The sequence below is a fragment of the Erythrobacter sp. genome, from assembly GCF_024305245.1.
Lineage (GTDB): Bacteria > Pseudomonadota > Alphaproteobacteria > Sphingomonadales > Sphingomonadaceae > Erythrobacter.
The window spans coordinates 144992-168889 of record NZ_JAMWYX010000002.1; the positions used below are offsets into that span (position 1 = coordinate 144992).

Below are 23898 nucleotides of genomic sequence, written 5' to 3' on the forward strand. Positions count from 1 at the left end.
GCGCGTGCGTGGCCCGATCATCTGCCGCAGCAGATCCGGCCGCAGCGTGGCAAAGGCTCAGGAGGCAGGGGGCGAGCAACGTCATCGCGACGGGCGTTAATGGCACAAGGTAAATAGCGCCTAAACCAGTCAGGGACGGTTTTTTAAGGGGTTCAGGTTAATTCCAATCCTCTGATATGCCCTTTCGCAGTTTCCCCTATTTCTTGTCGGCAATTACCCTTGCTGGCGCAGCGGCGCTTGCTGGCGGCGCATTCGTTGTGCAGGCGGCAACCGGTGCAAGCGTGCGGGTGCAGGTCGTTGACGTCAATGGCATGCCGGTGCGCGATGCGGTGGTTGAACTGCATCACGCTCGCGGTGCTTCCGGCCCGATCCGCTTCCCCTGGAAGATGGGCATGGCTCAGAAGCGCCTGCAATTCACACCTGGCACATTAGTGGTGGCCCAAGGCAGCACTGTTGCCTTTCCCAATCTCGATCAGGTGCGCCATTCGATCTACAGCTTTTCCAAGCCTGCGCGCTTCGAGATCGACCTTTACGGCCGCGATCAGACCCGTACGCAAAGCTTTCCGATTACCGGCAGCGTGAAGCTGGGTTGCAACATCCATGATGATATGCGTGGCTACATCCGCGTTACCGACACGCCGTTTGCGGGCAAGACCGACCACAATGGCTATGTCATTCTGGCCGGGATGGCCGCGGGTAACGCCAGCATAACTGTGTGGCATCCGCAATTGCGTAGCCCCGCCAATGAAATGAAATCCGCCTTCAGCGTGAGCGGCGCGGCGCAGGTGCACAAGATCAAGGTAACCTTGCGGTGATCCGTAAGCTGACTGCGCCTGCAAATTTGACAAAGACATTCAACCGGCTTTCCAAGCTGCGGTTCGGTTCACTGCGGGCGCGCATCGCCGTGCTCTATGCCTCCTTGTTTGCGGTGGTGCTGGCACTTGTGGTGACCTTGGCAGGCAGCGGCCTGTCGCGCTTTGCCGAGACCAGCGCGGCACGCGATCTGGCAGCCAATGCACGGGTGTTTGACGAAATTCTCGCTGCGCGTTCCCGGCAGATGGGCGATCAGGCCGGGGTGTTGGCGCGTGATTTCGGGTTTCGCGAAGCTGTGGCAACCGGCGACGCGCCGACGATCGCCAGCGCTCTGAGCAGCCTTCAAAGCCGGGTTCGCAGCGATGCCGCCTTTGTGCTGACTCTCGATGGCGAGGTGCTCGCCGCAGATGCCAGCGCCGCTCCGGCAGCCGCCGATCTGTGGGCGCGGCTGGATGCCGGCGAAACTCGCGGGATTATCAAGGGCAAGGATGGGCTTGCACTGGCAGCAGCCGCACCGATTGAAGCGCCCGATCTGATCGGATGGCTGGTGATTGCTCAACCGCTGGACCGGGCCGAGCTGGATCGGCTGGTCGAACTTGCCCCGATCGCGCTTGAAGCGCAGGTGGTGGAAGCCTCGCAGCAACCCGATTGGCTGCAAGCGGCCAATACCGGCGATGTGTTCGAACGCCAAGAAGGCGAGCGGCTGCTTTACCATGTGTCAGACCTCACCGTGCTTCAGGAAGGCGTCGCTCCCCGCCTGGTGCTCAGCCATTCGCTGACCGAAACACTTGCTGCCTATTCCGGCCTCAAGTGGCTGTTGGCTGCGCTGGCGGTGGGCGGGATCGTGCTGGTGCTGGGGTTGAGCTGGCGAGTGGCGCACAGCGTGACCCAGCCTTTGCAGCAGCTTGATGCCGCCACACGGCTGATCGGTGAAGGGCGCGAAGTCGCGCTCAACATTCCGACCGATGATGAGATCGGGCGGCTCGCCAGCAGCTTCAATCAGATGGTGACCGCGATCGAGGAACGCGAACGGCAGATCATTCATGTCGGTTTGCACGACGGGTTGACCGGCCTGCCCAATCGCAAGTTGTTCACCGAACAGCTGGCCAACACACTCGCGCGCCGCCGCGATGGCGAACAGGTGATGATCGCCTACGTCGATCTTGATGACTTCAAGATGGTCAACGACACGCTCGGCCATCCAGCAGGCGATACGTTGCTACGCACTGTCGCCGACCACCTGCGCGAAGATCATCCCGATGCGCTGATCGCGCGGTTGGGCGGCGATGAATTCGCGATCCTTGTCGATGGCATTGCCGAAGGCGATAGTCTGGGCGGCATAGCGGACGCGCTGCAACGCTGCTTTGGCCGGCCGATGACAATCAACGGACAGGCTGCGATCTGCGGTGCCAGCATAGGCATTGCCATGGCCCCGGGCGATGGCAACGATGGCGTCACTCTGATGAAGAACGCCGACCTTGCGCTCTACCGTGCCAAGCACGAAGGCAAATCGACCTACCACTTTTTCGAACCCAGCCTCGATGATGCCGCCCGGCGCCGGCGGCAGCTGGAAATCGACCTGCGGAGCGCAATTCGCGATGGCGAATTCGAGCTTCATTTCCAACCGCTTTATTGTGTCGCAGAACGCAGGCTGACCGGGTTCGAGGCGTTGATCCGATGGAATCACCCGACCCGAGGCCAAGTCAGTCCGGTCGACTTCATTCCTTTGGCGGAAGAAACCGGGCTGATCATCCCGATCGGCGAATGGGTGATCCGTGAGGCGTGCCATCACGCCAGCACATGGCCCGATGATGTCTCGGTCGCAGTGAATGTCTCGCCCAAGCAGTTTACCGCAACGGGGCTGGCCAGCACCATACTTCAGGCGCTGGCTGCCAGCCGACTTCCTCCCCAGCGGCTCGAACTGGAAATCACCGAGAGCATTTTCATCGCCGATATCGATGCTACGCTGACGACGCTGCATTCCTTGCGCAATCTGGGGGTGCGGATTGCGCTCGATGATTTCGGAACGGGCTATTCCTCGCTGAGTTACCTGCGTTCTTTCCCGTTCGACAAGGTCAAGATCGACCGCAGCTTCGTCGAGGACCTCGGCACCAACGGCAATGGCCATGCAATTATCCGTGCGATCACCACGCTGGCCGATGCGCTGGGGATGGAGACGCTGGCCGAAGGGGTGGAGGACATCGCCCAGTTCGAAGTGCTGGAACGTGAAGGTTGCCGCCACATTCAAGGGTTCCTGTTTTCGCGGCCAGTCCCTGCCATTGCCGTCGCTGGCTTGTTGCGTGACGGGGCGGGCTACCAGCGTCAGATCTGCGCGTGATTCTCTAGTCAATCCGCCGCTCTGCGGAGTGAGCCGCCGTTCGGCTCTGTCAGAGCAAATGCACCTGTGGCTGAGCGCGGGATCGACGTCTGCCACGAGACGGTGCGGCACTGGTCGAACAGGTTCGGCCCGTTGTTCGCCGCCGGAAAACCCGCCTTCCCCGTCAGCCGCGGGTTGAAAAAGAAGCACAAGACTCCTGTCGAAAACTGTGAGAGACTTTTGGCCTCACGACTCGAGATCAGGGGGAATATCAATGGGTAAGGCGCGTTATCTTACAACCGTAGGTCTGATCGGAATTGCCGGGCTGAGCTGGTCGGCTTCCGCCCGAGCAGAGAACATCCACGATCGAACTAACGAGGAGTTAACCCTCGAGGCGCAGGGGGCGTTCGGCGGATATCGGGTCGAGGCACCGACTGCTCTGGCAGAGTCGCCGAACCTGGCGGTGCTCCCCGACTTCATGGTTCGCCGCAATCTCGACGCCGTGCCCGTTCCGCCGACGCCGGAACTGATCGTACGCGACGACGTAGGGGTCAATTTCGGCGATCCGAACAACACGCAACCATCGGTCGTCCAACTATTCGTGCAGAACAATCAGACCGGCGGTGTCTTTTTAAATTGCACCGGCACACTGATCAATCCGCGCACGGTGCTTTCGGCCGCGCACTGTTTCAACAGTCGTTCGTCCGAAGACTATGGAACGATCGACACAGCGCCGTTTTCGCTTCTGGTCTCCACCGGACAGACCACCAATGGTCGGCTATTCAGCTATCTCGGAACCGGCGCCAGCTACAGCCAGGGCGGCGTGGCGACCAGCACCGATGTCGTCATCCATCCCGCCGCCAACCTCGATAATGGCGCGCTCGAATTTCCCTGGGCCGACGTGGCTCTGGTGGCGCTGGACGAGCCGATCACGGATTCGGGCGCAATGCCGATCCTGCTGTCCCCGCTGACCGAGCTCACGCGCGTTATTCAGGTCGGCTACGGCACCAACGGCACGGGCAGCGGCACGGCCGCCCCCGGCTCCAGCTTCCTGCGCCGGATCGGCGAGAACCGGCTGGGCATGGTCGGCAGCCTCGGCGATTTCATCGACGGCGTCTTCCCGGCCTTTGCACCATCGACGCAGAATCTGGGTCAGGTGTCGCAGGCCTTTTACTGGACCGATTTCGACAATCCTAACCGCACGCCGGAACAGCAGGCGGGATGCGAATTCACCGGCACCAACATCAGCTGTGCGAATATCGATGCCGTGCTGGCGATCGATTATTTCGATGGTGACGCGCTGCCGCTGGAATCAGGCACTGCCCCGGGCGATTCCGGTTCTCCGCTGATCGTGGCCGATCTTTATGAATTCCCGGTCATCGCGGGCGTCCTGTCGGGGGGATATGACTTCTTCGGTCTGGGCAGCGTCTACGGCGATGTCAGCTTCTACAACCCGCTTTATCCGTTCTTCGAATTCATCACCGAGAACACGCCCTACAAGTATGTTTCGGCGAAGGCAGGGTTCGGGAACTGGTCCGATCCGCGGCACTGGACGCAGGATCTCGATCCCGGTTTCTTCATCGATGACGGCACCGGCACACTGGTCAATGGCATCCCCGCGGGCAACGAGCCGGGCATTCTGAAAAGCGGGCCGAAGCTCGGTTCGGTTCTGGGGCAGGATATTTCCGGCAACACCGGCGCACCGACTCCCGGTTTCGAGAATTTCGATATCAGCCTGCCCGAATCCTCGCCGTTGCTCGGCCTCGGCTCGACCGGGTTCGTGCCCAACAACACCGACGGTACGCCGGGCACGGCCTTCGATGCGCCTGCGCAATATTTCGATGTGCTTCTCAACCGCCCCGGCCGCACGCGCGTGGACATCGACGTGAAGATCGACAAGCTCGCGCTCGATCACGCGCTCGCCAGCTTCAAGCTGCCTCAGGGGCGCACCTTCGACACCATCATCGGCTATGAACAGTTCAACGGCATCGCGCAGATCGACGGCCAGTTCAATGCCGGTCTGGTCGCGCTGTTCGGCGGTATCACCGAAGGCCGGGGCACGATCGCAAGCGAGGCGGTGTTCAACTTCGGTGCCGGCATCGCGCCGGGCGGCCTGCTGGGTATCGGCACGCTGACCATCGACGGGGACTACATCCAGCTCGAAGACGGCGCACTGGTCATCAATGCCACCAAGGTCCGCAATGTTCTGGTCAATGACCTGCTTGCGGTCACCGGCGATGCGAGCCTTGCGGGCAAGCTGATCGTGGCGTCGAGCGCGCGTGTGCGGTTCGGTGATGCATTCACCGTGCTTACGGCGGATTCGGTGCTTGGCGGTTTCGACGATACCTTGCTTGTGACGTTCTCTCCGCTGCTGTTCGCAGAGTCGCGGGTCGAGGGCGGCAATGTCGTCGTCGACATCAATGCGCGCCGACTGCGCGATCTGTTTGCGGGCAACCGGAACCTTGCATCGCTCGGTGCCGCTCTCGATACGCTGAGGTTCGGCAATCGCGGATCCCGGTTCACCGGCCTGTTCGACGTTATCGACGGCGCCGGTCTGGAATCGCTGGTGCCGACGCTGGCATCGCTCACGCCGACCAGCGCGTTCAATCAGACGATGCTGGCGAACAACTTTTCGCAACGCTTCACCGGGCAGATCTCGCAGCGGACGCTGGCGCTTCACGGCGGGAACAAGGCTGCCGCGGTGTTCACGCCGGCAGGTGGCGCAGTCGCCAACATCGCTCAGACCAGCGCGACACAGCCGGGCCAGCTCGGGTTTTTCGCCACGGTCAGCGGCAGCTTCCTCGTGACGGGGCAGGAACGCAATTCGGGGGCCAATGCGCTGCAAGAGGCCGCCTTCACCCAGGCCGGGGAATTGACGCTCGGCACGGATTACCGGGTGAGCGACGACCTCATGGTCGGCTTTGCGATGACGAGCATCCGCAACGGAGCGGCGCTGACCGGATCGCAGCCGCGCGCCGATGATACCAGCGTATCGGGAGCGGGCTATGCGGCGCTGCGCATGGGCAATGGTTTTGCCGACATCTATGCGGGCTTCTCGCGCCAGAGCTTCGGCATTTCGCGCGCGGCCCAGGGGGAGTTCCGGTCAGCGTTCGATACCGCGTGGAGCAATCCTGACGGACGCCAAAGCTTTGGCGGCGTTCGGGTCGGCCATGCCTTCAACCTGCTCCCCGGAGTGAGCGCGGGCCCGGTCGCCAGCATCGACTATGTCCGGACCGACATGGCAGGCTATTCCGATTTCGGGGCAGGCGGGTTCGGGCTGACGGTTCTTGATCGCTCGTTCACATCGGTGGGCAGCAAGGCCGGCCTGATGGCGGCAGTGGAAACCGGGATCGGCCGCACTGCCAGGCTGAGCGCGTTCGGATCGGTTGCCTATGCCCGCGAACTGGCGGACACCAGCGACGAAGTCGTCGCCGTGATCGCAGGGGCGGAGGATGTGCCGTTCACGATCGCGAATTTCTTCGAACCGGACTGGGTGGCTGCGACTGCCGGGGTGGATTTGGCGGTAGGATCGCGTCTCACCGTCGGCATGTCGGGTCATTCGGATTTTGGCCGCGGCACCCTGAGCAACACGCAAGGCCGCTTCAATGTGAACTGGCGCTTCTAGACACCGGCCGGTTTGCTGCCAACGGATTCGGTCGGCCTTGCCAGGATATGGCGGGCCGGCCGAACGTTGCGACCACTTCCTGACTGGCAGCCTCTCTTGCCCATGCCGCGATAGCCGCAGGTCGGCCTCCGGCTGTTTTTCCAGCCGCGCGCCAATGGCTTCTCGTGAGAAAGCGGGCCGCGCGGTGCCGCGCTTGCGATACTTGCGCCACAGGCTAAACGACGTGCATGCCTGACCCAGATCGCCACCCGACCCAGCGAGCATTATTGCTGGAGGCGGGCATCGTCCGCGAAATCCCGCCAGCGCAAGTGGCAGACTATCGCGGCGATGGTTTCGTCTGGCTTCACGTCGAAGGGGCTGGCCGTAACGGGCGGCCCGATCTGCCTTCCTCACTGCCCGATCTTGCCGCCAACGCGCTGCTGGCGAGTGAAACCCGTCCCCGCTGCGACGAGATCGAAGAGGGCGCGATCATCAACCTGCGTGGCAACGCGCTTGTGGCGACGGCGGATAGCGACCGGCTGGTTTCGATCCGGGTGTGGGTGGAGGGTGGCCGCATCACCTCGGTCACGCGCAACCCGCTCGCCGCGCTGGCAAAGGTCGAGGCAGCGATGCTGGCCGGTAAGCTGTGCGACGGCGGGGATTTCGTCGCGGCGCTGGCGCAGGCGATCAGCACCGAACTCGACCCCGAAGTCGCCGAACTCGGTGACGCGCTCGACGATTGCGAGGCGGGGATCGAAAGCGCCGATATCTACGCCTTGCGCCGCCGCATCGCCGCGCTGCGATCGCAGGCCATTGCACTGCGCCGGTTCGTTGCACCCGACAGGGATGCTCTGGCATCGATGGCGCAACTGCCCTTCGCGTGGATCAGCAAGGACGACAGGGTGCATCTGCGCGATGCGGCTGATCGTTTTGCGCGCATGGCCGAGGAACTGGAAGCCGTGCGCGAACGTGCCGCGCTGCTGCATGAACAACTCACCGATCTCAGGGCCGAGATCGTGGACCGGCGCAGTCTGGCGATTGCCGTGGTCGCTTTCATCTTTCTGCCGCTCACCTTCGTGACCGGGCTGCTAGGCATGAATGTCGATGGCATTCCCTTTGCCGATCACGAATGGGCCTTCTGGGGCGTGTTCGGCGTTTGCGTCCTGATTGCGCTGGCGGTGCTGGGGTGGTTCGCCGTCCGCCAGTGGCTGGACGACTAGGTTCCGGCACGGCGCCCTACGCCCGGTAAGGGCACTGCCAACTCAACTGCGCCAGGCTTCCGGCGAGCCTGGCGGCGATCCGCAGCGCAGCGGCAGTATCGTTTGACAACGGGCCGGGCTGAAGGGAATCGTAAGCATATGGGAAAACTCAGCGGATTTCGCGTGATCGACCTTTCGCAGTTTCTGCCGGGGCCGATGCTGACAGTGATGATGGCCGATCAGGGTGCCGAAGTCATCAAGGTCGAGCCTGCGGGCGGCGACCCTGCGCGTGAACAGGCACCCTTCGATACTTACGACGGCGCGCGCCATTCGGTGTGGTTCGCCAATCTCAATCGCGGCAAGCGCAGCGTGGTGCTCGACCTGAAAAGCGATGACGGCAAGGCCGCCTTGCGCGATCTGATCGCAGGGGCCGATGTGTTCGTGGAAGGATTCCGGCCCGGCGTGATGCAGCGCCTCGGCTTCGACTACGCGGCGGTGAAGGCGATCCGGCCGGATATCGTCTATTGTTCGATTTCCGCCTTCGGGCAGGACGGCGCGCTGGCGCATCACCCGGCGCATGACATGGCGGTGCAGGCGCTCGCCGGGTTTCTCAGCGTCAATGACGGGGCTGACGGAACCCCGGTGGTGCCGGGCGCGCCGAGCGCCGATCTCGCCGCCGGCCTTACCGCGCTGTCGGCGGTGCTGATGGCGCTGGTCGGGCGGGAACGCAGCGGGGAGGGCGCCTATATCGACTGCGCCATGTTCGACAGCCTGCTGCCGTGGTGCGCGCACACCGCCGGAAGCGCGATTGCAGGCGGCGAAAGTCCGCAATCGGCATCGCAGCGCAGCCTAGGCGGGGCGGCGCTCTATCAGATATATCGCACCGCCGATAACGCCCACGTCGCGCTGGGCGGGCGCGAGCTGAAGTTCGCGCGCAACCTGCTCGGCGCGCTCGGGCGCGAGGATCTGCTGCCGCTGGCAGAGGCGCCTGCGGGCGAACAGGGCGAGTTGATCGCATTCCTGCGCGAAACCTTCGCGGCGAAGACCCGCGCCGAATGGGAAGCGTGGTTCGCCGACAAGGATGTGGCCTTCGCCCCGGTGCTCGATTTCCGCGAGGCGCTGGATGCACCGCACGTTGCCGAACGCGGTCTGATCGTTACCGGCGACGGCGGCGGCAGGCACATCGCGCCCGCAATCCGCTTTGCCGGTGAGGACTGGGTGCCGGGGCGGGTGCCGGGCCTGCCCCAGCCGCCATCGCCATGATTTGACACGTATCGTGCCATAACCTAGCCATCAGGACTATGGCTGTCCCGTCCCTGCCTTCTGCCTTTGCCACCGGAACGCTGCACGCCGACGGTCGGCGTGAACGTGGCCGGTCGAACAGGTCGCGGATCGTTGCCGCCATGCTCGATCTGGTCGGCGGCGGCGCGGTTTCGCCCAGCGCGGCGCAAGTGGCCGAAGCTGCCGGAGTGGGTCTGCGCACGGTGTTCCGGCACTTTAGCGACATGGATGCGCTTTACCGCGAAATGACCGAGGCGATCGAGGCGCGGGTGCTGCCGATCCTGCTGCGATCGCCCGCGGGCGACAATTGGCAGGCGCGCATTCGCGATCTGGCCGAGCGCCGCGCCGCGATCTTCGAGACGATCATGCCCTATCGCATCTCGGCCAGCGTACGTCGGTTCGAATCGCCCTATCTGATGCAGGATTACCGCCGGATGCTGCGGCTGGAGGCCGAGACGGTGGAGGCGCATCTGCCTGACGCCGTGCGCGCCGATATCGCCGCCGCGCGCGGGATCAACGTCATTCTCAGTTTCGCCACCTGGCGGCTGCTGCGCCACGATCAGGGTCTGCCCGTTGATGAGGCGCGCGCGGTGGTTCAGCGCATGCTCGCCGATGCCATCAGCGGTTTGCCGGAGAGATGATTGACCGCGCCAGCCAATAGTGACATTCATCGTGTCAATAAAACAAGCCTAGGGGAGATCTGCCATCCACGTCCTGCGCACCCCCGATGCGGCCTTTGCCGACATCCATGATTTCCCCTTCGCCAGCCATTATTGCGAGATCCGCGATGCGGGCAGCGGTACGCCGCTGCGCATCCACTATATCGACGAAGGCCCACGCGATGCCCCGGTGGTGCTGATGATGCATGGCGAGCCGACCTGGTGCTATCTCTACCGCCACATGATCGGCCCGGTCGCCGCCGCGGGGTTTCGCGTGATCGCGCCGGATCTGGTCGGCTTCGGCAAGTCCGATAAGCCCGCCGCCAAGTCCGACTATAGCTATGCCGCCCATGTCGGCTGGATGCGGCAATGGCTGGTGGCGCTGGACCTCACCAACATCACGCTCGCCTGCCAGGACTGGGGCTCGCTGGTCGGCCTCAGACTGGCGGCGGCCATGCCCGACCGGTTTTCGGGCGTGGTGCTGTCGAACGGCGGCCTGCCCGAAGGCGGCCCGGCACCGCGCCCCTTCGCAATCTGGCGGGCGTTTTCGAAGTGGAGCCCGCTGTTTCCGATCGGGCGGATCATCGACAAGGGCACCAAACGGGCCCTGAGTGATGCCGAAATCGCCGCCTATGACGCGCCGTTCCCGGAGGCACGCTACAAAGCGGGCGCGCGAATATTCCCCGCGCTGGTGCCGTTCGCCGGCAACCCCGCCGTCCCCGATCAGCGCGCCGCGTGGCAGGTGTTCGAGGCGTGGGACAAGCCGTTCCTGTGTGCTTTCAGCAATGGCGATCCGATCACCCGCGGGGGCGAAAGCCGCTTCATCGGCCGCGTTCCCGGCACTGCGGGCCAGCCGCATCGCACGCTGAACGGCGGGCATTTCATTCAGGAGGATGATCCGGACGGGTTCGTGGCCGCTATTCTGGAAGTCGCGCGGCAGGGAGGTCAAGAATGAAGGTTTCCCACCAGCTTCACCCCTCGCCCGAGCAGGCCATGCGCTTCTTCTCGGCGGACGATGACGGGCCGATCTGTATGGTCAACCTGCTGAAGTTCAGGGACAAGGCAGCCTATGCCGATGGTTCCGATCCAGAGCTTTCGGGGCGCGAAGCCTATGCGCGCTATGCCGCCGGAGTGCAGGCCTGCATCGCCGTGGTGGGCGGCAAGCTGCGGTTCGGAGGCACTGTCACCGACCTTTTGCTGGGCGAGGTCGAGGAGTTGTGGGACATGGTCGCGATTGCCGAATATCCTTCGCGCAAAGCGATGTTCGCAATGGTGCAATCGCCCGAATACCAGGCAATCGCAAAGCACCGTGACGCAGGGCTGGCAGGACAGCTCAACATCTGCACCCGGGCTGCGGGCGAGTGAAGCGCTGGCAAAAGGCAGCGCTCGGCACGGCGGCGGTGATCGCTGTGCTGGGAGGCGGGGCCTGGGTCTGGCGCACCGATCTGGCACTCGCCTTCGTCCGCTGGCGCAGCACGGTGGAGGTGGCGGAGAACCGCCCGGTGCCGTGGCAGCAGGGGCCGGAGCAGGCGGCAACGCCCGCTGCCGAGCGCCCGCCCAACATCGTGTTCATCCTGTTCGACGATCTCGGCATGAACGATCTTTCCACCTTCGGCGGCGGGGTTGCAGGGGGGCGCGTGCCGACCCCGAATATCGACCGTCTGGCGGCAGAGGGCGCGATCTTCACGCAGGCCTATGCCGGCAACGCCACCTGCTCGCCGTCGCGCGCGCAGTTGATGACCGGGCGCTATGCCACGCGCACCGGGTTCGAATTCACGCCCACCCCGCCAGGTTTCGCGCGGGTGGTGACGATGGTCTCCGCCGATGTCAGCCCCGACCGACCGCCGATCGAATACAAGGCCGAGGCCGATGCCGTCGCCCCCGCATTCGAAGACCAAGGCCTGCCGCCCGAGGAAGTGACGGTTGCCGAAGTGCTGAAGGCGCGCGGTTATCACACGGTGCATATCGGCAAGTGGCACCTCGGCAGTGCGCCGCAGTTCCACCCCAACGCGCAAGGCTTCGATGAAAGCCTGAACCTCGACGGGATGCTGCACCTGCCGGAAGATCATCCCGATGCGGTGAATGCGAAAATCGATTTCGATGCGATCGACCGGTTCCTGTGGGCCTCGGCGCATTTCGTCACGAGTTATAACGGCGGCGAGAAATTCGCGCCCGGCGGATACCTTGCCGATTACTGGACGGATGAAAGCCTGAAGGTGATCGAGGCGAACCGCAACCGGCCCTTCTTCCTTTATCTGGCGCAGTGGGGCGTGCATTCGCCGTTGCAGGCGACCCGCGCCGATTATGAGGCGGTGGGCGATATCGGACCGCACCGGTTGCGGGTTTACGGCGCGATGGTGCGCGCGCTCGACCGCAGCGTCGGGCGGATCATGGCCAAGCTGGAGGCCGAAGGGCTGGCCGACAACACGCTGGTGGTGATTTCGAGCGATAATGGAGCCCCCGGCTATATCGGGCTGGATGATCTCAACGCGCCCTATCGCGGGGGCAAGGGGACGTTCTTCGAGGGGGGCATTCGGGTGCCATTGTTCGCCCGCTGGCCTGCGCGGATTGCGGCGCAGAGCCGGGTTGCGCTGCCCGTGGGGCAGGTCGACATCATGCCGACGCTTGCCGCTGCTGCGGGAGCGTCGCTGCCGAAAGGCGTGACAATCGACGGGCGTGATCTGCTGCCCGCGCTGACCGGCAAGGGCGCGTCGCCCCGCGCCGATGCGCCGTTGTTCTGGAATAGCGGCTATTACAAGGCGGTGCGCGCAGGCGACTGGAAGCTGCAGGTGAACGAGCGGCAGGGCAAGGCGTGGCTGCACAACCTCGCCGCCGACCCGACCGAGCAGGTCAACCTCGCCGATACCGCGCCGGAACAGCGGGCCGCGCTCGAAGCGTTGCTGGCGGCGCATCACGCCGGGCGCAAGCCGCCGCTCTATCCCAGCACTTTCGACACGCCCGTACCGATCGACAAGACACTGGCCGAGCCATACCGGCGCGGGGATGAAATGGTCTACTGGCCCAACTGACGCAGATCAGGCGCGAACTTGCGATTTGGTGCCAATTTCGTGCGGTTCGGGTGCAATTCAGTGCCAAAATCGTGTCACTCAGCTGATCCACGCGCTGCTGCATCAATGTTTCACGTGGAACATTGCCGCGCTTGCATTCCCGTGCGCGGCAGACGAAACCGGCCTGCATGAGCATGGCACATCCCGGCGAATGGCGGTTCGCGATCGATCGCGGCGGCACCTTTACCGATGTCGTGGCGACCACGCCGGGTGGCAGGCTGGTGACCGACAAGCTGCTCAGCGAAAACCCCGGCCACTATGCCGACGCTGCGAGCGAGGCGGTGCGGCGGCTGATGGCACGGCATGGTGAAGCGCCGATTGCCGAGCTGCGGATCGGCACCACGGTGGCCACCAACGCGCTGCTGGAACGCAAGGGCGAGCGGCTGGCATTGCTCACCACCCGAGGGTTCGGCGATGCGTTGCGGATCGGCACGCAGGCGCGGCCCGAGATTTTCGCGCGCCACATCATCCTGCCCGAACAATTGCCCGCCCGCGTGGTCGAGATCGCCGAGCGGGTGGGGGCGGATGGCACCGTGCTGATAGCGCTCGACCGTGACGCGGCGCAGACCGCGCTGGCCTCGCTGCGGGATGAAGGATTCGATGCGATTGCCATCGTGCTGATGCATGGCTGGAAGTACCGCGAGCACGAGATCGCGTTGGCCGAAATGGCGCGGGCGGCGGGTTTCCGTCAGGTCAGCGCCAGCCACGAAGTCGCGCCGCTGATCCGCCTGATCCCGCGCGGCGATACCACCGTGGTCGACGCCTACCTTTCGCCGGTATTGCGCCGCTATACCGACACCTTGCGGGCCGAACTGCCCGAGGCTGCGCGGCTGCGGTTCATGCAGTCGAACGGCGGGCTGGCCGAAGTCGGCGCGTTTCGCGGCAAGGATGCGATCCTGTCCGGTCCGGCGGGCGGCGTGGTCGGCATGGTCGCGGCAGCTGCGCCGCTGGGTCACGGCAAGCTGATCGGCTTCGACATGGGCGGCACCAGCACCGATGTCGCGCATTATGCGGGCGAATACGAACTCACCGGCGATAGCGTTGTGGCAGGCGTGCGGGTGGCCGCCCCGATGATGCAGATCCACACGGTTGCGGCGGGCGGCGGGTCGATCTGTTCGTTCGATGGCGCGCGTTTCCGGGTGGGGCCGGAAAGCGCAGGCGCCGATCCCGGTCCGGCCTGCTACCGCAAGGGCGGGCCGCTGACGATCACCGATTGCAACCTGTTCCTGGGCCGAATCGATCCGGCGTTCTTCCCGCATGTCTTCGGCCCGGCAGGCGACGCAGCGCTCGACCCGGCGGCCGCCCGCGCCGCGCTGGAAGCGGTTGCCGCTGCGCTGCCCGACCCGCGCCCGCTTGCGGAGATTGCTGAAGGCTTTCTCGCCATTGCGGTCGACAACATGGCCAATGCGATCCGCAAGATCTCGGTCGCGCGCGGGCATGATGTCACCGCCTATGCGCTCGCCTGTTTCGGCGGAGCGGGCGGGCAGCACGCCTGCAAGGTCGCCGATGCCTTGGGAATGGAGACCGTGCTGGTGCATCCGCTGGCAGGGATGCTGTCTGCCTTCGGGATCGGGCTCGCGCCGGTCAAGGCGATCCGCGAAGTCAGCCTTGTGCAGCCGCTGGAGGACAGCTTTGCGCAGCCGCTCGCCGCGCTGGAGGCGGAGGCGCGGGCGGTGCTGCTGGAACAGGGTATTGCCGCAGAAGCCATCGCGATCCGCCCAAGCGCCCGCCTGCGCTTTGCCGGGAGCGACAGCGTGCTGACCATCCCCTGCGACGAACCGCAAGCGATGGACGCCGCCTTCCGCACGCTCCACCGCCAGCGCTTCGGCTATTCCGATGCCAGCGCGCCGATCATCGTCGAAGCCCTGAGCGTCGAGGCGAGCGGACAGGCGGGCGGGCTGGGCACCGCCACGGCCGATCCGCTGGGCGTGCAGGGCAAGGCGTCGGGCGACTGGCCGACCATCGCCCGCACCGAACTGCGCGAGGGTGCGGCGCAGCGCGGCCCGCTGCTGATCATCGACCCCGGTTCCACCACCGTGGTCGAGCCCGGCTGGCAGGCGCGGCTGGCGGACGAAGGCAGCCTGATCCTCACCCGCGCGGAGCCGCTGGCGCGCGAGCAGGCGGCGGGAACCGCGGTCGATCCGGTGCGGCTGGAGATCTTCAACAACCTGTTCATGGCCATTGCCGAGGAAATGGGCGTGGTGCTGCAATCCACCGCGACATCGGTCAACATCAAGGAACGGCTCGATTTCTCCTGCGCGCTGTTCGATGCGGCGGGTGCGCTGATCGCCAATGCGCCGCATATCCCGGTGCATCTGGGCAGTATGGGCGACAGCATCGCCCGCGTGATCGAGGCGCGGGGGAGCGGGCGCAACGGGGCCAAGGATGGGCGCGGCTTCCGGCGCGGCGATGCCTATGTTCTCAACGATCCCTATCGCGGTGGCACCCATTTGCCCGATATCACCGTGATCGTGCCGGTGTTCTATGGCGAAGACGGGGATAAACCCGACGCCTTCGTTGCCGCGCGCGGGCACCATGCCGACATCGGCGGGATCGCGCCGGGCTCCATGCCGCCCGAAAGCCGCAGCATCGCCGATGAAGGCGTGCTGATCGACAATCTGCTGATGGTGGATCAAGGCACGTTCCGCGAGGATGCCGTGCGCGCGGTGCTGGCCAGCCGTCCACATCCTGCACGCAATCCGGGGCGCAACCTGTCCGATCTGCGCGCCCAGCTGGCCGCCTGCACCCGCGGGGCCGAATTGCTGGCAGGTGCGGCGCAGGAACAGGGCGCCGAGGTGGTCGCCGCCTATATGCGCCACGTCATCGCCAATGCCGAGGAAAGCGTGCGCCGCCTGCTGGGCCGGCTGGAGGACGGCGAATTCGCCTATCCGATGGATAATGGCGCGGTCATCAAGGTCGCCATCCGCATCGACCATGCGGCGCGTTCGGCGGTGTTCGATTTCACCGGCACCAGCGCGCAGTTACCCGACAATTTCAACGCCCCGCGCTCGATCACCCGCGCCGCCGCGCTCTATGTGCTGCGCACGCTGATCGACGATACCATCCCGATGAATGACGGATGCCTCAATCCGGTGACGCTGATCGTGCCCGAAGATTCGATGCTGAACCCCCGACCGGGTGCGGCGGTGGTGGCGGGGAATGTCGAGACATCGCAGGTCGTCACCGACGCGCTGTTTGCCGCCTGCGGCAGGCTCGCACCGTCGCAGGGCACGATGAACAATTTCACCTTCGGCAACGATGCGCACCAATATTACGAAACGATCTGCGGCGGATCGGGCGCGGGGCCGGATCATGACGGCACCAGCGCGGTGCAGACCCACATGACCAATTCGCGCCTGACCGACCCCGAAATCCTCGAAACCCGCCTGCCGGTGCGGCTCGATGAATTCGCCATCAGGCGCGGTTCGGGGGGCGAGGGGCAGCATCGCGGCGGTGACGGAGTGGTGCGGCGCGTCACCTTCCTTGAGGAAATGCGCGCCAACATGCTCGCCAATCGCCGCAAGGTTGCGCCGCGCGGGATTAGCGGCGGTGGGAATGCGGAACCGGGGCGCAACTGGGTCGAACGTGTCGATGGCATTATCGAGGAACTCGGAGCCACCGGATCTGCGCTGATGCAGCCGGGCGATGCCTTTGTGATCCTGACGCCGGGCGGCGGCGGTTTCGGGGAGAAAGGCGCTTGAACTACTGGCCTCTGCTGGGGATCGCGCTGGTCGTGATCGGCTTTGCCCTGCGCTTCAATCCGCTGCTGGTGGTGGTCGGCGCGGCGGTGGCGACAGGGCTGCTCGCGAGCCTCGATGTCGTCGCGGTGGTCGAGGCGCTGGGCAAGGCGTTCAACGACAACCGCTATATCTCGGTCACGTGGATCATCCTGCCGGTGATCGGCTTGCTCGAACGCTACGGACTGCAGCAGCGCGCCCGCACGCTGATCGAGGGGATGCGCGGAGCGACGATGGGCAGGCTGCTGGTGATCTATCTCGGCTTTCGCCAGATCACCGCCGCGCTAGGCATGAAGGATATCGGCGGGCACCCACAGGCGGTGCGTCCGCTGGTCGCGCCGATGGCCGAGGCGGCGGCGGAAAAATCGCACGGCGCCTTGCCGGATGACGAGCGCGAACAGGTGCTGGCGATGGCGGCGGCGACCGACAATGTGGGCCTGTTCTTCGGCGAGGATATCTTCTTCGCCATCGCCTCGATCCTGCTGATCCAGGGCGTGTTCGAAAGCGCGGGCTACCCGCTTACGCCGCTGCAATTGTCGGTCTGGGCAATCCCGACCGCGATCTGTGCCTTCATCATCCACGGCTGGCGGATTACCGCGCTTGACCGGCGCCTAGGGCGGCGGTCGGGCCAACTGTCCGGGAGCGCGCGGCCATGATCACCTATGAATGGCTCTACTGGCTGGCGGGCGCCTTTTTCGCAGGCTGGGCGGTGCTCAGCTTGCGCGATGGGCGGATCGGTAACGCCGCGTTCTGGGGCGTGCTGGCGGCGAGTTTCTTTCTCGGCAGCCATCTGTCCGATTTCGCCAATGGCGTGCTGGTGCTGGCGCTGGTCGCCATTGCTGGAGTGGGCGCGGTCAAGCGCAGCGCGCCGGACACCACCACGCCTGAAGAACGCGCCGCCTTCTCCGCCCGGCTCGGCAACCGCCTGTTCGCGCCTGCGCTGATCGTGCCGGTGACGGCGGTGGCGGGGACGCTGCTGTATAATTACACGCCGCTGTCCGACACCGGCCTGTTCGCGCCCCGGCGCGAGACGCTGATCCTGTTCGGCATCGGCGTGCTGCTGGCGCTGGCGGCGGCGATGGTGTGGCTGCGCCCACCGCTGCTCGCCCCGGCTGAGGAGGGGCGGCGATTGATCGATTCCATCGGCTGGGCGGCGATCCTGCCGCAGATGCTGGCGGCGCTGGGCGCGGTGTTCGCGCTGGCCGGGGTGGGCGATATCATCGGCGGACTGGCGGGCGGAGTTATCCCGCAAGGCAGCGTGTTCCTGACGGTGGTGGTGTTCGCGCTGGGCATGGCGCTGTTCACGATCATCATGGGCAATGCCTTTGCCGCCTTCCCCGTGATGGCGGCGGCGATCGGCATTCCGCTGCTGGTCGAAACCTATGGCGGCAACCCGGCGGTGATCGGTGCCGTCGGAATGCTGGCGGGGTTCTGCGGTACCTTGCTGACCCCGATGGCGGCCAATTTCAACATCGTGCCTGCCGCGCTGCTCGAACTGAAGGATCAGAATGCGGTAATCCGCCAGCAGGTCGGCACGGCGATCCCGCTGCTCGTGTGCAACATCGTCATCATCTATGTCGGAGCCTTCCTGCTGTGGAACTGACCGAGGAAACCGCCCGCAAATTCGCAAGCATCGCGCTCGGCCACGTGGCGCGGCCTTACCCTTACAAGGACGATCACGTGTTCGAGAGCGAGGCCGACGTGCGGCCCCCGCGCGCGGCGCATCCGGTGTTCTTCGGCAGTTACGACTGGCACAGCTGCGTTCATGGCTGGTGGACTTTGCTCACCTTGCGGCGGCTATATTCTGCGACGCCCGAAGCCGCACAGATCGCCGCGCTGGCCGAGGATACCTTCACGCCCGCAAAGCTGGCGGTGGAGCTGGCCTATCTCGACCGGCCCAGCGCGCGCGGGTTCGAGCGGCCCTATGGCTGGGGCTGGCTGCTGTACCTCCACCTTGAGGCAGGGCGGCACGATGACCGCGAATGGGCCAATCGGCTCGAACCGCTGGCAAGGGCGTTTGCGGCGCGCCTCCGCGATTATCTGATGGTGCTGACCTACCCGATCACGGTCGGCACGCACTTCAACACCGCCTTCGCGCTGGTGCTGGCGCGGCGCTGGGCACTGGTACACGACCCCGCGCTGGCGGCGCTGATCGACGATTGGGCCGAGCGCGCCTTCGGGATGCGCAGCGATTATCGCGGGTGGGAGCCGGGGGGCGACGAATTCCTCTCCCCGGTGCTGATCGCCGCGCTGCTGATGGCCGAAGTGCGCCCGCACCTGTCCTTCGCGCCATGGTTCGATGCGCTGGTGCTGGCAAACGGCTGGCTGGAACGCGAATGCCGTCCGGTCACGGTGTCGGATCGTAGCGACGGCAAGATCGCCCATCTCGACGGGTTCAATCTCAGCCGCGCATGGTGCCTTGGCGGCTGCGCTGCGGGTTTGGCCGATCCGGTCGCGCAACGGCTGCTCGGCGAGCGCCGGCGCGAACACCTTGCCGCCGCATTGCCGCATGTCGCGGGCGACTACATGGGCGAACACTGGCTGGCGAGCTTCGCGTTGCTGGCGCTGCTGCCCGATAGCTGAGCGGCGGGCACCAACCGCAATGATCCATCGACGAACGCCGCCGCGGTCGATCAATCCCGTGCATCATCCGGCAAAGGCGGCTTTTCCTTCGGCATCAATGCGCTAGTGTGGGCTAGCAAGAACAGGGGATCATCATGCTCGAATTGAACGGCGTCAGCCATGTCTACCCTAATGGCACGCGCGCGCTTTCCGATGTGACGTTGTCCATTCCCAAAGGGATGTTCGGGCTGCTGGGGCCGAACGGCGCGGGCAAATCGACCCTGATGCGCACCATCGCGACATTGCAGGCACCGACGTCGGGCAGCATCCGTTTCGGCGATATCGACGTGCTGGCAGAGCCTGACCGGCTGCGCCGCACGCTCGGCTATCTGCCGCAGGATTTCGGCGTCTATCCGCGCATTTCGGCTTACCAGATGCTCGATCACATGGCGGTGCTCAAAGGCGTGAACAACGCGGGCGAGCGGCGCGCGGTGGTCGAACACCTGTTGAACCAGACCAACCTGTGGGCCGTGCGCGGCAAGGCGATTGCGGGCTTTTCAGGCGGGATGCGCCAGCGCTTCGGCATCGCGCAGGCGCTGATCGGCGATCCGCAGCTGATCATCGTCGATGAACCCACCGCCGGGCTCGACCCGGAAGAACGCAACCGGTTCCTGAACCTGCTGGCCGGCATCGGGGAGAATGTGGTGGTGATCCTGTCCACCCACATCGTCGATGACGTGGCCGATCTGTGCCCGCGCATGGCGGTGCTGGCACAAGGGCGGGTGCAGTTGGAAGGCCCGCCGCGCGAACTGATCCGCTCGATCGCAGGCCGCGTGTGGCAACGCACCGTCCCGCACACGCAGCTGGCCGACATGCAGGAGTGCCACGAGGTCATCTCGCACCGCTTCTTTGCAGGCGCGATCGTGGTGCACGTGCTCAGCGATACCCAGCCCGAAGGCTTCACGCCGGTCGTCGGCGGGCTTGAGGATGTGTATTTCACCACGCTTGCCGAAACGCGCCGCCCCGCCGCCGCCGCTGCGGCCTGAGAGGAGCGATCCCCATGCTGACCGCATCGCTCGCCGCGTTCGAGATCCGTTACCAGCTGAAGAACCCGGTGTTCTGGGCCTCGGTTGCGATCTTCTTCCTGCTTGGCTTCGGCCTGTCAGCCAGCGCCAATGTCAGCATCGGCACGCCCGGCTCGGTGCAGGAAAATTCGCCCTATGCGGTCACCACCGCGCTGGGGATTATGGCGCTGTTCTATCTGTTCGTGATCACCTCGTTTGTCGCCAATGCGGTGGTGCGCGACGATGCGACCGGTTTCGGCCCGATGATCCGCGCCACCCCGGTCGGGCGCAGCCAGTTCCTCGCCGGGCGTTTCCTTGGCGGGCTGGCCATCGCGATTCTCGGCTATGTGGCGGTGCCGCTGGGCATTGCGGTCGGCTCCGCGATGCCGTGGGTCGATCCGGAAACCGTGGGGCCGGGCGGCTTTGCCACCTATGCCTGGCCGTTCCTGATCATTGCCATCCCAAACCTGATCCTGTCGTCGGCGCTGTTGTTCAGCCTTGCCACCATCACCCGGTCGATGCTGGCGAGCTATATCGGAGTGCTGGTGCTGGTGATGGGCTATCTCACTGCCAGCACGATCCTGGGGAGCGAGCCGGAATATCAGGATGCCGTCGCCCGGTTCGAGCCGATGGCGCTGGGCGCGATCGGCGAGGTTTCGCGCTACTGGACCGCGGCCGACATGAACACGCGGGCGATCCCGCTCGAAGGCAATCTGCTGATCAACCGGCTGCTGACGCTGGGGTGGAGCGCGCTGTTCCTCGGGCTGGCATGGTCGCGCTTCAGCATGACCGAGCGTGCGCCGTCGCGTTGGCGGCAGAAGCGGCTGGCGAAGCAGGCTGCCAAGGCTGCCAAGGCCGAAACGGTGCGCCCGCACAGCCTTTCTGCCCCCGCTACCCGCAGTTTCGGCGCGGGCCATGCGCTGCGCAGTTTCTGGATCAGGCTGAAGGCCGAGACCTTGCTGGTGCTGAAAAGCCCCGGCCTGATCGTCCTGCTGCTGCTCGCGCTTGCGCTCACCGCTCTCAATCTTGCCCTTTCGGAAACGACCTACGGCACCGCGTCCTATCCGCTGACCGCCAATGTCGTCGCCACCGTGATCGGCAGCGTCAGCCTGTTCAGCCTGATCGTGGCAGTGTTCTATGGCGGCGAGCTGGTCTGGCGCGAGCGTGATGTGAAGATCAACGAGATCGTCGATGCCACTCCGGCGCCGGGCTGGGCGATGTTCGTGCCCAAGATCCTCGCGATTTTTGCCGTGCTGCTGCTGATGTCGCTGACCGGGATGCTGGCAGGCATGGTCTACCAGCTGCTGTTGGGGGCCGAGAGCATCGATGTCAGCCTGTACCTTGTGTCTTTCGTCCTGCCGCAAAGCGTCGATCTGCTGCTGATCGCGGTGCTGGCAGTGTTCTTTCAGGTGCTCAGCCCGAACAAATATCTCGGTTGGGGGCTGTTTCTGGTGTGGTTCGTCAGCCGCATTTTCCTGTCGAACCTCGGCTATTCCAACATGCTCTACACCTTCGGCGCGGGTCCGGCCGAACCGCTGAGCGACATGAACGGCACCGGCGGGTTCTGGCTGGGCGGGCTATGGGCGCGGGCCTATTGGGGCGCGTTCGGGGTGTTGCTGCTGGTGTTCGCGCACTGGGCCTGGCCGCGCGGCACGGTGGTGGCGGTGTGGCCGCGGCTGAAAGGCATGGGGCGGCGCGTTACCTTCGCCTCGGGCGGGGTCGCACTGGCGGCGGCCGGCACGATGATCGGCACGGGCCTTGTCATCAATCACAACATCACGGTGCTCAACGACTACCAGACCGCCGACGAGCGTGAGGCATTGACCGCCGCATACGAACGCAAATACCTCAAATACGAAAGCCTGCCGCGCCCAGTGGTCACCGACGTGGAATTCATCGTCGATATCGATCCCGATCAGCGCCGGATGGACGTGCGCGGCCATTACCTGCTGCGCAACGACACGCAGGCTCCGATCCGCGAAGTGCACGTGCGGCAGGGTGACGACGCGACGGAATTCACCCGGCTCGACGTGGCCGGAGCGAAGCTCGCCAGCCATGACACCGAATTCGGATACCGGATCTACGAATTCGATGCACCGCTGGCACCCGGCGCGACCACGCGGCTCGATTTCACATCGCTGGTGTGGCGGCGCGGCTTTGCCAATGGTTCGGCGGCGACCGATATCGTCGACAACGGCACCTTCGTGAACAATGCCGTGTTCGCTCCGATCATCGGCATGAACCGCCAGGGCCTGCTGCAGGACCGCACCGAGCGGCGGCGGCAGGGTCTGCCCGACGAACTGCGCACCGCCAAGCTTGAGGATACCTCGGCGCAGAACGAAAACTACATCAGCGCCGACTGGGTCAATTCGCGCATCACCATCAGCACCGCAGCCGATCAGGTGCCGATCGCGCCGGGCAACAAGGTGTCCGACGATGTTCTCGGCAGTCGCCGCATTGCGGTGTTCGAAAGCCCGGCGCCGATCCTCAACTTCTTCTCCGTGCAATCGGCGCGCTATGCCGTGGCAGAAGACAGGTTCGGCGATGTTAGCCTGTCGGTCTATCACGATCCCCGCCACGACTGGAACGTTCCGGCGATGCTGACCGCGATGAAGGCCTCGCTCGGCTATTTCACCGAGAATTTCGGCCCCTACCAGTTCGGATATGCGCGGATCATCGAATTTCCCGGCTACCAGAGCTTCGCGCAGGCGTTTGCGGGCACCATGCCCTATTCCGAAAGCATCGGCTTTGCCGCCGACGTGCGCGATCCCGAAAGCATCGACTACGTGTCCTACGTCACCGCGCATGAACTGGGCCACCAGTATTGGGCGCACCAGATCGTGGGCGGCGACATGCAGGGATCGACCCTGCTGTCGGAAACGCTGGCGCAATACAGCGCGCTGATGGTGATGAAGGAGCTGTACGGGCAGGACAAGATCCGCCGGTTCCTGAAATACGAACTCGATCAGTATCTTGCCGGCCGCAAGGGCGACGTGCTGGGCGAACAGCCGCTGATCCGGGTCGAGAACCAGGGGCACATTCACTACCGCAAGGGCAGCCTTGTTATGTATCTGCTCCAGCACAGGCTGGGCGAGGACGCGGTCAATCGCGCGCTGGCACGGCTGATCGAGCGGTACAGGTTCAAGGGCGCGCCCTATCCGCGCAGCCTCGATCTGATCGCCGAACTGCGCAAGGAAGCGACCACGCCCGAGGATCAGGCCTTGATCACTGACCTGTTCGAGAAGATCACGATCTATGACCTCAAGGCGAAATCGGCGAGCACGCAGCGCAATGCCGATGGCAGCTGGACCACGCGGATCGCGGTGACGGCGGGCAAGTTCTATGCCGATGCCAAGGGCACCGAAACCCCTGCGACGCTGGCCGAACGGATCGAGATCGGCCTGTTCACCGCCCGGCCCGAAGCGGGCGCGTTCGACACTGCAGACGTGCTGTCGATGGAGCGTCATCCGGTCCGCGCGGGCGAGCAGGTGGTGACGATCACCACCGCGAAAAAGCCGCTATTCGCCGGGATCGATCCCTATAATTTCTACATCGACCGCAACTCGGACGATAACGTGGTGACGGTGGAATAGC

General features: G+C 64.9%; 15 protein-coding genes. All 15 read left to right on the forward strand.

The window, feature by feature from the left end; all coding sequences use genetic code 11:
• Window positions 1-176 precede the first annotated feature (176 nt).
• On the forward strand, window positions 177-815 hold the full coding sequence (locus Q0L48_RS03740) for a methylamine utilization protein (RefSeq protein ID WP_296717412.1): 639 nt from the start codon (window positions 177-179) through the stop codon (window positions 813-815).
• Window positions 816-841: 26 nt separating this feature from the next.
• Complete coding sequence (locus tag Q0L48_RS03745) at window positions 842-3151, forward strand: EAL domain-containing protein (RefSeq protein ID WP_296717415.1); 2310 nt, start codon at window positions 842-844, stop codon at window positions 3149-3151.
• 253 nt (window positions 3152-3404) lie between these two features.
• Window positions 3405-6755 (forward strand): autotransporter domain-containing protein, encoded by a 3351-nt coding sequence (locus Q0L48_RS03750; protein ID WP_296717417.1) that lies wholly within the window; start codon window positions 3405-3407, stop codon window positions 6753-6755.
• Between the two features lie 227 nt (window positions 6756-6982).
• Window positions 6983-7954, forward strand: a complete 972-nt coding sequence (locus Q0L48_RS03755) for a CorA family divalent cation transporter (RefSeq protein WP_296717420.1) — start codon at window positions 6983-6985, stop codon at window positions 7952-7954.
• Window positions 7955-8092: 138 nt separating this feature from the next.
• Window positions 8093-9196, forward strand: a complete 1104-nt coding sequence (locus Q0L48_RS03760; protein WP_296717421.1) for a CaiB/BaiF CoA-transferase family protein — start codon at window positions 8093-8095, stop codon at window positions 9194-9196.
• 38 nt (window positions 9197-9234) lie between these two features.
• Window positions 9235-9855: a TetR/AcrR family transcriptional regulator gene (locus Q0L48_RS03765; protein WP_296717423.1), complete on the forward strand. Its 621-nt coding sequence runs from the start codon at window positions 9235-9237 to the stop codon at window positions 9853-9855.
• Between the two features lie 73 nt (window positions 9856-9928).
• Entirely contained in the window at window positions 9929-10828 is a 900-nt protein-coding gene (locus Q0L48_RS03770; RefSeq protein WP_367274003.1) for a haloalkane dehalogenase, read from the forward strand.
• Window positions 10825-11238, forward strand: a complete 414-nt coding sequence (locus Q0L48_RS03775; RefSeq protein WP_296717424.1) for a DUF1330 domain-containing protein — start codon at window positions 10825-10827, stop codon at window positions 11236-11238. The genes Q0L48_RS03770 and Q0L48_RS03775 overlap by 4 nt, the downstream gene beginning before the upstream one ends.
• Window positions 11235-12902, forward strand: coding sequence for a sulfatase-like hydrolase/transferase (locus tag Q0L48_RS03780; RefSeq protein WP_296717425.1), 1668 nt, complete (start codon window positions 11235-11237; stop codon window positions 12900-12902). The genes Q0L48_RS03775 and Q0L48_RS03780 overlap by 4 nt, the downstream gene beginning before the upstream one ends.
• Before the next feature lie 167 nt (window positions 12903-13069).
• A complete protein-coding gene (locus Q0L48_RS03785; RefSeq protein ID WP_296717427.1) occupies window positions 13070-16642 on the forward strand; it encodes a hydantoinase B/oxoprolinase family protein in 3573 nt (1190 codons plus the stop codon).
• Complete coding sequence (locus Q0L48_RS03790) at window positions 16639-17334, forward strand: DUF969 domain-containing protein (protein WP_296717429.1); 696 nt, start codon at window positions 16639-16641, stop codon at window positions 17332-17334. Before Q0L48_RS03785 ends, Q0L48_RS03790 begins: the two co-directional genes overlap by 4 nt.
• Window positions 17331-18281, forward strand: coding sequence for a DUF979 domain-containing protein (locus Q0L48_RS03795; protein WP_296717431.1), 951 nt, complete (start codon window positions 17331-17333; stop codon window positions 18279-18281). The genes Q0L48_RS03790 and Q0L48_RS03795 overlap by 4 nt, the downstream gene beginning before the upstream one ends.
• Window positions 18272-19261 carry a DUF2891 domain-containing protein gene (locus tag Q0L48_RS03800; RefSeq protein ID WP_296717433.1) on the forward strand — a complete coding sequence of 330 codons (990 nt, stop codon included), beginning with the start codon at window positions 18272-18274 and terminating at the stop codon, window positions 19259-19261. Before Q0L48_RS03795 ends, Q0L48_RS03800 begins: the two co-directional genes overlap by 10 nt.
• A gap of 134 nt (window positions 19262-19395) precedes the next feature.
• Entirely contained in the window at window positions 19396-20286 is an 891-nt protein-coding gene (locus Q0L48_RS03805; RefSeq protein WP_296717437.1) for an ABC transporter ATP-binding protein, read from the forward strand.
• A gap of 14 nt (window positions 20287-20300) precedes the next feature.
• Window positions 20301-23897 carry a M1 family aminopeptidase gene (locus tag Q0L48_RS03810; RefSeq protein WP_296717439.1) on the forward strand — a complete coding sequence of 1199 codons (3597 nt, stop codon included), beginning with the start codon at window positions 20301-20303 and terminating at the stop codon, window positions 23895-23897.
• Window position 23898: the final 1 nt, after the last annotated feature.